This window comes from Nostoc sp. FACHB-152, assembly GCF_014697475.1.
Taxonomy (GTDB): Bacteria; Cyanobacteriota; Cyanobacteriia; order Cyanobacteriales; family Nostocaceae; genus Nostoc_B.
This window is the reverse complement of sequence record NZ_JACJRV010000139.1, coordinates 1-10,215: the sequence shown is the minus strand read 5'-3', so window position 1 is coordinate 10,215 and position 10,215 is coordinate 1. Positions and strand designations below refer to the sequence as shown.

The window sequence follows — 10,215 nt, the reverse complement described above, 5'->3', positions numbered from 1 at the left end:
CTGCAACTATTTTTTCGCGCAGATCGATTGAATATGCTTTCATAAAAAGATAATATTTTTATTCTTATTAACTGTACCCCATAACAGCAGGAAGTGCTGTAAGTATGGACGTAAGAGTTCTAAATTCAGTGACGGGCTTTCTAACGTAATTAGGACAACTGAAGGCGGGATTAAGGAATACCAGAACATTACAATTGGTAAACCTTATGACCCTGAGAAAGATGAGACAGTATTAACCTTCCTCAAAGATAAGGAAAACGGTAGTTCCTTTGACTTTAGATTACGCCCCATTAAGAGAGTATCTAATGCTCAAGGTTCTAATGAGTTCAGAGGTAATAAAGCTTGGGACTTAACAGGCTGTAGAGTAGAAAGCTACTCAATTGCTGAAGGTATTGATACTGCTGATGGTTCAAAGACCACAATGATTAAGGTTGAGTTCTCTGTAGAGAGCGCAGATTTTAAATAATTAGGTAGATAATTATGGCTAAGAGAGTGATTACGGAAGTAAGTAAATTAGATGCGGTAGTTGAAACTAAATCTAATGAGGAAGTAAATACTACCCCCCAAGAGAAATCTGATGAGTTTCAAGCTGCCTATGACCCAGATAACCAGACCGTTAGCTTTGAGTTAGTTGATGGTACTCCTGTGGTAATGAAGTCTCCTAAAGTTAAACAGTTTGGTTTATTAGAAAGCTTTATTAAGCAGTCCCCTCAAGAGTATTTGACAGATACCTTCACTTTAATTAAATTAGCTTCACTTTGTATTACTAAGTTTGGTGATAAATCTTCAGTATCTTTTGACCAATTAATAAATACTCTAGAAATAGAAGACTTAGAAAGGATGGTGGCTGGGTTAGGCTTTTTTCGAGATAAACTTGATTATCTCACCAGAAAGAAACCTGCTGTTTAATCTACAAGGTCAATCCTACTGGACATATCAATTACTTCTAAAATCACTCATCTCATCAGTAGGGGGGAATCTATCACCCTCCTATTTTTCTTTCTTGGAGATGGAAATTTCAGAATGCTTATATCACCTTTACACTTATATAGATTACCAGAAGAGTCAAATACCCTCCAAGGAAGAGCAATGGGGTTTGCAGGGGGTAGAATTTAATGAGTAGCAATAATCAAGTTGTCGTCACTATTTCAGCCCGTGATGAGGCTTCTAGGGTAATCTCTGGTTTACAAAACTCAATTGAGGGAGCTACCTTAAGAGCCAATCTGTTAGCAACTGCACTAACTTCTGGCATATCTTCTGCATTCTCTGCACTTAATTCTAAGTTCAAGGAATCTGCACAACTTCAGTTAAATAACATTACTGGAGCATCCACATATGCTGCTTTAACTGGTAGAACTTTCTCTGATGCAGAACAAGTAATTAGTAAGATTAATGATAGGTTAGCTGAAGCTGCTGCATCTTTACCTGGGAATACTCAAGCTTACAAAGATATTGCGCTAGGCATCCAAGATAACCTTATACCTGCCTTTGTTGATGCTAATGGGGTATTTAATGAAGGAGCTTTTTTAGAGGGCTTAGAGGACATTACAAAGGGTTTAGGGGTATTAGGTGCAGCTTCAGATGTAGCTTCTAAAGATGTCTCTAAATTCACTGCTAAATTCTTAGGCGGCTCCTCCCTATCCCAGTTACAACAATTACTATTTGCTGAAGCCAACCCTGCTTTCTTAGCCTTAGTAGAGAAAAAGTTAGCAGTTTCAGGTAAGAAGTTAGAGCAGTTAACTGTTAAAGAAAGGGCAGAGATATTAAAAGCGGTTCAAGCTCAATTAGTAACCCCAGACACTATTAATGCTGCCTCTAATTCAGTTGGTGGGTTAATTGAATCTCTCAAGTCAAATCTATTTGAACCTTCTAAAGGTTTGTTTGGTTTAATGAGGGATTTAGATAAGAATACCAAAGGTGAGCAATCTGTACTTAATGCTTTAAATCAAGGGTTAGCTGCCTTAATTGGGCCTGAAGGTTTACTAACTTCACTGGGTGTAACTATGTCTCTATTAGGGATTACCTTTGGAGACCCAATGGAGTTATTAAGAAATGGCATCCTATTCTTCACTGACAAAGTTAAGCAGCTAAATAGCATACTTACTGACTTTAATAATACTGGAGATGTAGAAGTCTTAAAAGCTAAAGTATCAGGTTTCTTTGCTAAGTTATTAGACGTTGATTTAGCCCCCTTAGCTCAGTCTGCTGGTAAGGGATTAGCTGAATTAGTTAATGGTGCTTTTGACTTTCTCAAAGGTTTAGACTATGGATTTATAGCCGGGAAATTATCAGGTTACATTGGTGATTTCTTCCAAGGTATAGGTTCATTCCTAGCCAACCTAGACTCAGGTGTTTATGCCACCTTAGCAGCAGGCATCTTGATAAATGTTGGTGTTGTCCCTGCCCTAACTACCTTTGCAGGAGGCTTATTAGCTACCTTTGTGGCTGGTACTGCTGGGTTGCCTGTAATATTAGCAGTGGCTGCTGGGTTAGCGATCGCTGCCTTAGCTAAAGCAATTATTGATAACTGGGAGCAGATTTCTTCATTAGTATCTGATTATTTTGGTCAGATTGGTAGGGCATTTACCTCTGGGTTTGATTTAATAAAAAGCATAGTGACCTTTGATATAGATGGCATCAAAAAAAGCGCACAAGACTTAGTAGATGCCGTTAAGAGAATAATAGCAGACCCCCTTAAGATTATTGGTGAAGCACTCACTGGTAACTCTATAGATGCTACTAACACCAAAGTAAGAAATGATAGCTGGGATAATTTAAAGGCTCAATATGATGCCGGGGAGATAACTAAAGAAGAGTTCCTTAAGCGGAGTAAACAAACCTTAAATGGTTTTAATGGTTACAATAACTCCTCAATCATGCAGGCTGTAGCTAAAGAGCAAAAGCAGGCTCCTTCAGGTTCAGGAATTGTAATAGCTAATACTTCAGAAGCTATATTAAATCAGCAACAGCAGTCTCAATTAATGTCAGCTTTGGGTAATAAAGGTTCCCTTAATGTAGGAAATATAACCATAGTAACTCAAGCTACAAATGCTCAGGAGATTGCTCAAGACGTAATGAAATATATAGTCTATGAGTATCAAAAGTTCTCTCAAGGTTATATTAATACTCCTGTTATATAACTTACTTCCCCACCCCTAAAAGGTGGGGTCTATTTTTTTATATATATGATTAATAATTCAGTAATTCAAGGACTTAATAGTGCTAAGAATACACCTGACATCTTTGCCTATTTAGTAGATAACAAAAACCAATCAGTCTTCACCTTTCTGTTCAACCCAGAGGAGAAGTCATTCTCTAGACAGGTCAAGCTAGATGAAGGTGTCACTGCTCTAACCTCCACCCCTTCTCAATTCTATAAATACACTACAGGGTTAACCCTACAATTACCTAATTTACTGTTAGAAACATACAACCAAGGTAAGTCATGTAAATTGCTACTACAAAGACTGCAAGCCTTGATGGTAGCCAATCCCTCACAAGGCAGATATGCCCCTACCCCTGTGAAGTTTGTTTGGGGTTCTGATTCCTTTGGGCCTTGTTTAATAACAGATTTAAACTGGACTGAGACATCTTGGTTAGATGGGGAAGTGGCTTCTGCTAGAGTTAACCTCACTCTAATAGAAATACCTAATGATTCACCCACAGGCAGCCAGAACAGCCAGAAAGCCTCCTCAAATACCTCTAAGTCACTAACACCTAGACAGCAGCAAGATGCCTCTACAAAGGCAAAAGAATGGCTTAAAACTAATGTTAAAAAGCTACCTGACAATATAGCTTCTTTAGTCAGACTTAATAAGTATTCCCTAACTGTAGTCTCAAATGGAACAGTCACTTTACAGGATTTAAAGAAGAGAAACCTTGGGACAGTGGGTACTTTAGTAGGAACTAAATTTATTACTACTAATAACACTTTAATTAAGAAATGAGTACGTTACCTAAAATAATTGAGGTTAAGGCTGGAGATACCCTAAGCAGCCTAGCCTATGAAATATTAGGGGATTATTCTTCATGGAAAGAGCTTGCCTACTTCAATAACCTGAACATATTTGATGAGTTGAAAGTGGGCAGCAGTATTAAGATTCCTATTAAAGAAGAGGTACAGAAAGTATTAGATAGTGCTAGTTCTGAGATTACAGAATTAAATGGTGAAGTTCAATCTGTAGTCAAAGAAATCCTTGACACCAGAGCAGGTAAATCTATTACTAAGTTGTTAGGTGTAGATAATACCCAACTATTAAAAGACTTAGATTTAAGTTCTCTAGCAAAAGGAGTCAACAACCTATCTAAACAGGTGATGGATGCTCCTGAATGGTCTTACGTTTCTTGGGTGCTTTAATTATGACTCTATTTAATATTAATAATCCCAATCCCTCTCAATCACTATTAGAACCCTTTGTACGCATTACAGTAGGTAATCCTAATAGTAAAGATGCTGATGTTTTTACAGTAGGAGATGGAAAGCTTTTTAAAGCAGCCGTCACTTTAGGGGAAGGTAAAGTTCAATCTAATTGTAGGTTTACTGTACGTGACCCTGATAAGAAACTGGCTGATAAATACTTCACCTATATTGAGTCTGTTGGGGGACTAGCCCCAATTCAAGCACCTGCTGAAACTTCTACCTCTCCTCAAGTTAGTTCTATTGAAAACCCTGCTGTAGATGACGGTTCTGCTAATACTACAGGTAGTGTTATTTTTGAGAATGTAAAAGCATCTACCTATGGTTGGGGAAGTGTTTATGATGGTGGTGACACTGGAGCCTATGGGGACAAGATTGATTTTGAAGGTATGTTTGCTGCAATGGCAGATACTAAGTACAAATATACCAAGGTAAGGGTTACAAACCTTTCTAATAATAAATCAATCATAGTTAAGATAATTGACAGAGGCCCCTTTGCGATCGCCCCCAATGGTCAGGTAATTAGACCTTTACAAGAACACCCAGACAGAAAGATAGATTTAGTTAGGGGAGCTTGGAAGGCTTTAACTGATAATGCCCCACAAGGTCTTGTAAATGTCAAGATTGAATTAATAGAAGAAAAGGTAACAACCTCATCTTCAAGTAATACTAAATCCAGGGAAGCGGTTAAGGCTTCCCAAATAAGTAGTAGACCTGGAAACTTTACTCAGGATGCCTCATTACCTGTAAGGATGAGAGCCTTCTTAGACGTTATAGCCTATGCAGAAAACAGTGGCTATGCTTCCATTTTTGAGCAGAATGGGGGTTATAATATTATGTTCACTGGTAAGACATTTACATCTTATGCAGACCATCCTAAAAGGAAGTTTAGGTCAGGTAGTTTAGTATCTAATGCTGCTGGTAGATATCAGTTTCTATCAGGCTCACCTTCCCCTACCTGGGAGAATGCTAAGAGAGCTTTAAACCTACCTGACTTTAGCCCAATCTCTCAAGATAAAGCAGCAGTTTGGTTAATACAAAATAGAGGAGCTTACAATGATGTCCTTCAAGGTAACTTTGATACTGCTATTAGTAAGTTAAACACAGAATGGGCATCCCTACCAGGGTCTCCTTATGGGCAACCTACAAAGAGTCTCAGCCAGTTAAGAGAATACTATAAGCAAAGATTACTAGTATACCAAGGTGGAACATTACCTTCCTCTGATGCTAAATCCTCTGTATCCTCTTCTAATTCCCCTCAAGTAGAAAACCCACCTACAGCTACTACTAAATCAGGTTCTCAAATAACAGTTGAATTAGGTTACGGTGGTAAAACAATAGCTGCTTATAGCTTCATTCATGTGGGTTTAAAGTATTCTTTATTTGACCCACATTCACTTGAGTTCACTGGGCAATCTGCCTCTTGGGTGTTAACTCAAAGGGTTAAGAATAGTGTCTACACTAATATTACTTTTAAGAAGTTAGCTCAAAAAATTACTTCATCTTATGGCATGAAATTAGTCATGCCTGAAGAGGGGCCTAAGTATGAATATTTCCCTCAGAGAGGTCAATCAGATTATGAAGCCTTATTGATTGAAGCTAGGAGAATTGGTTATAGAGTTTATACCAAAGGTGCGACTTTATATATACAACCTAGAAAGGGAATAGACGCTAATCAACAGGTGTTTGTACTTTCCTATGGTGAGAATATGGGTACATTCTTTGAAGTTACTCATCAAGCATCTACTGACTCAAAAGGTGGAGCTAGGTCTTCTCAACCAGGAAGTAATAATTCTACAGGGGAAAGGAAGTTTGAAATAGACCCTGATACAGGACAAGTTAAACAAAAGAGAAAAGAGAATTTGGTAGGTACAGGAGCTAATCAAGATGTCTCTACTACAGGCTCTCCTTTGCCCTTACCAGCCCCTAAAACTACTGGGGATACTAATACTCCAGATGCCCAAAGAAAGGCTAATGAAGACAGAATTAAGGGTATTTTAGCTGCTGCTGAATTTCCTACCACTCCTGAAGCTTTAACATTAGACCCTGACACTCCTTTTAAAACTGAAGGTATATCCACTGCATTGGACAGATATTGGGTAGTAGATACAGTTACCCATGAGTATCAAACTGGAAAATTTACTACTAAATTAACTTGTTATTCTCCTTTGAAAAATAAGACAGCTAGTGCTGCTATTACTAATAACGAAGTTAAGTCAATTTCTAATCCTGTTTTAGTTGACGGAACTAATAGTAGTTTTGACCCAGAAGCACCTAAGTTTATAAGACCTATGACTGTAGGTGCTGTTACATCTAGACACCGTTCAGAAAACTCAAGAAGACCTAACCACAAAGGTATTGATATCTCCTCTGTTGGAGGTACGGGAGCAGGCAGTATGGTAATGGCTGCTGCTGCTGGTACAGTTAGCTTTGCTGGTTTTGGAGCTAATGAAAATGGACATAGGGGTTATGGTTGGGTAGTTGACATTGATCATGGTGGGGGATGGATGACTAGATATGCTCACTTATTCCCTGGCAGCTTAAAGGTTACTACTGGTCAGCAAGTTCAGCAAGGTCAAGAGATAGGTACTGAAGGCAACTCTGGGGCATCACGCGGAACACATCTTCATACAGAGATAAGAAAGAATGGAGTTGACCTTAACCCACTCAAATTCTATAGAGCTTAATATATGCAAGAACTATTTAAAGTAATTAAAGATTCTGAAAGGGCAAACCAAATAGCTTTAGACTCTGTTGGCAGAACTCCCTACCCCACATTATCCATAGTAACAAATGTTTCAGACCCAGCTAATAGACGCAGGATTAAGGTAGCCCTTCCTAGCTCTCCTGGGTTGGAATCTGACTGGATTAGGAGATTACAAACTCACCCATTTATAGACCCACCTTTACCTACTGTGGGGCAAACTGTTTTACTGTTTTATGCAGATGGAAATGAGTCTAATGCTTTTTATCTTTCTATAGTTAATGACACCAATCCTCCTGCTAATAAAGATGACATAATTAAAGACTACTCAGAGGTAATCCCTGGAGATAAATTATCAACAGTCAGGGGAGATGATTCACTAACTGTAGATGGTAAAATAACCACAAATGCTGACGATATTAAGTGGAGTTCTGAGAAAGATATTGCTGCTGAAGTGAAGGGAAATATCTTCATGAATGCCTTGCAAGCTATTACACTACAGGCGGCTCAATATGTCATGTTTAAAGCAGGTACTTGGGCAATTAAGATATTTAGCAATGGAACAACCCAGATGTCAGGTGGGGTGTTAACTATTGACTGCGGCGGCTTTGGCTTTCACCTCACCAATGTAGGGACTATGACCATTAATGGGAAATCTATAACCACCTTGGGCGCAGTTGATAGTAGAGGGGATTCCTTAGTTCAACGTGGCTGGTAATTACCCTAAACTGATTCTCTCCCTTCAGAATCAGTTTGGACATACCTTAATTTATAGACAATAGAACATATATGACAAAAGGTATTAACTTTCCCCTTTCTGTTGTAAGTGGCAACCTTGCTGTTACTTCAGAAGGGGATTTATTTAAGGGGCATATACTTTCTTGGTTGCAAACTGAGCCAAGACAACGTGTTATGCGTCCTGCCTATGGAATGAAAGATTACTTATTTGAAACCATCTCTGATATCTCTCTCATAACCTCCAATATTAAGGAAGGTCTTCAAGACTATATACCTCAAGTTAACTTTGAAGTTCAAGGTTCTTTAAGTGACACTGGGGAAGTTGAAGTTTATGTTTACTGGAGTTATGAGGGGGATGAGTCTACTTTAAAAGTGACCCTGTAACTATGGATGAAGAACTAAATCAAACTATACCACTACAAAGCATACTAATAGACCCACGTAATGAGGAGACATTGGTAGCTGAAGCTCAAGTGGTTGTATCTAATGCCTCTAATGGGCAATTGAATGACTTCTCTGAAAACTCCCCTGTAGCTGCTCTAATTCAGGGTCAAGCTTTTGCAGGCGCAGAGTTACTTTATTATATTAACCAATTGCCTTTAGCTTTAGTGGTTGATTTCTTAAAGGTTACTGGAGTACAGAGAAGTTTAGGAACCAAAGCTAAAGCTACTTTAACTTTTAATATTAGCTCCCCTCAGTCAGTTGACTTTACTATCCCTCAAGGTTTTGAGGTAGTAGATGATTCTGGTAATTACAGTTTCTTCACTGATGCCCTTTTAACAATCCCAACTGGGTTAGTTTCTGGCTCAGTGACCGCTACTGCTGAAGAGACTGGAAGTAATTATAACCTACCTGCGTACACTTTAACTGGTATTACACAGCCTCTAACCTTCCTAGCTGGTGTAACTAACATTGAACCTGCTAATGGAGGCACAGATGAAGAAAACCAAACTCAAACTATTGAGAGGGCGTTAAGTAGATTAAGACTAAGAAACTTAGTTTCAGCTTCAGACTATGAGGATGCTGCTGAGGAAATCTTAGGGGATAAATCTAGATGTAAAGCTATTGGCTTACTTTCATCTGGTAGAGATAAGGAGGAATTAGGGGCAGTTCACTTATTCCTATTAAATACCAATCAACAGCCAGCTAACTCTGCTCAATTACTTCAGGTTAGACAATCATTATATCAAAGCATTCAATTAGGTAGTTCCCTATATTGCTCACCAATGGAGATACAAAATGTATCTGGTGAGTTAGTAGCAAGGTTAGCTACAGGAGCAGACCCAGAAACAGTAGTTAATGACCTTTGGGAAGCTTTTCAAGGCTATCTTAATCCTAGTACCTATCCTTTAGACCAGGATGTAATACTAAATGAAGTTGAGTATGTATTACGCTCTACTGAAGGAATTAGAGATATCCAAAGTTTAATCCTCAATGGTCAGGCTTCTAACATTGCCCTACCTAATAAATGGACGCTACCTGCTGCATACAGCTTTTATATCAGACTAGCTACTGACAATGGTGGTTCCTATGATGCTCTGCGTGGGGCTGGTGAGCCTGAAGAATTTGGAGGCATCTAATGACAACTACATATCAAGCTTGGCAAACTGGTAGACCTATATTCAGTAGACTACCAGAGGTTTACCAAGAGAATCCTGTAGCAGATTGGTTAACTGAATATTGGGATGAATTACTAACCCAAAATAAAGCAAAGATAGATGACTTACCAAGAAATCTTGATCCTACAACTTGTGATGAGAATTGGTTAGATTTCCTAGCACCTTTATGCGGGTTTACAGGGGAGTATTGGGATAAGTCATGGAAGACTTCTTCTAAGAGATTACTTCTAGCAAACTCATATACCCTAATTTGGAAGAACAAAGGTAGTAGAGAAGTATTAAGTTTTGTACTTAATGCTTTAGGTATTGAACATGAGATTTGGACAGGTTCTTCTTTTATATTAGGGGTTTCTCAAGTTTCCATTGACAAATTAGGAAGTGGAGCATGGCAATACAAAGTACTACTACCTTCTAGATATGCACAAGAAGGTTATGAATTCAAATTAGCTAGGAAGATAAATAGATTATTTGGGCCATTGTGGTGCAAGAGTGAAGTTAGGTATAGAAGAGATATCATACCTGAGTTCTTCTACAATGTGGCTGCTGTAGATACTCAAACCTTCCTAACTTCTGATACTGGAGAATTGATTGTATTTCAATAGGATAAATAATGACAGATTTAGGACAAGTAAGACTTACAGCACTTCCTGCTGTTATGGGGTACAGTTAATAAGAATAAAAATATTATCTTTTTATGAAAGCATATTCAATCGATCTGCGCGAAAAAATAGTTGCAG

Annotated in this window: 9 protein-coding genes; all 9 read left to right on the top strand. The window is 38.4% G+C overall.

Annotated features, from left to right (window positions below; all coding sequences use genetic code 11):
• Positions 1–480 precede the first annotated feature (480 nt).
• The 9 genes from H6G76_RS35235 to H6G76_RS35195 all read left to right on the top strand — a co-directional run bounded on the left by H6G76_RS35235 (position 481) and on the right by H6G76_RS35195 (position 10,080).
• A complete protein-coding gene (locus tag H6G76_RS35235; RefSeq protein ID WP_190710828.1) occupies positions 481–909 on the top strand; it encodes a hypothetical protein in 429 nt (142 codons plus the stop codon).
• 206 nt (positions 910–1,115) lie between these two features.
• On the top strand, positions 1,116–3,140 hold the full coding sequence (locus H6G76_RS35230) for a hypothetical protein (RefSeq protein WP_190710827.1): 2,025 nt from the start codon (positions 1,116–1,118) through the stop codon (positions 3,138–3,140).
• A 45-nt stretch (positions 3,141–3,185) separates the two neighbouring features.
• Positions 3,186–3,947 carry a hypothetical protein gene (locus H6G76_RS35225; protein ID WP_190710826.1) on the top strand — a complete coding sequence of 254 codons (762 nt, stop codon included), beginning with the start codon at positions 3,186–3,188 and terminating at the stop codon, positions 3,945–3,947.
• Positions 3,944–4,357: a LysM peptidoglycan-binding domain-containing protein gene (locus tag H6G76_RS35220; protein ID WP_190710825.1), complete on the top strand. Its 414-nt coding sequence runs from the start codon at positions 3,944–3,946 to the stop codon at positions 4,355–4,357. The genes H6G76_RS35225 and H6G76_RS35220 overlap by 4 nt, the downstream gene beginning before the upstream one ends.
• A 2-nt stretch (positions 4,358–4,359) precedes the next feature.
• Entirely contained in the window at positions 4,360–7,104 is a 2,745-nt protein-coding gene (locus tag H6G76_RS35215) for a peptidoglycan DD-metalloendopeptidase family protein (RefSeq protein WP_190710824.1), read from the top strand.
• Between the two features lie 3 nt (positions 7,105–7,107).
• Entirely contained in the window at positions 7,108–7,839 is a 732-nt protein-coding gene (locus H6G76_RS35210; protein ID WP_190710823.1) for a hypothetical protein, read from the top strand.
• Between the two features lie 71 nt (positions 7,840–7,910).
• Entirely contained in the window at positions 7,911–8,243 is a 333-nt protein-coding gene (locus H6G76_RS35205) for a hypothetical protein (protein ID WP_190710822.1), read from the top strand.
• Between the two features lie 2 nt (positions 8,244–8,245).
• Entirely contained in the window at positions 8,246–9,439 is a 1,194-nt protein-coding gene (locus H6G76_RS35200; protein WP_190710821.1) for a baseplate J/gp47 family protein, read from the top strand.
• Positions 9,439–10,080, top strand: a complete 642-nt coding sequence (locus H6G76_RS35195; protein ID WP_190710820.1) for a phage tail protein — start codon at positions 9,439–9,441, stop codon at positions 10,078–10,080. The genes H6G76_RS35200 and H6G76_RS35195 overlap by 1 nt, the downstream gene beginning before the upstream one ends.
• Positions 10,081–10,215: the final 135 nt, after the last annotated feature.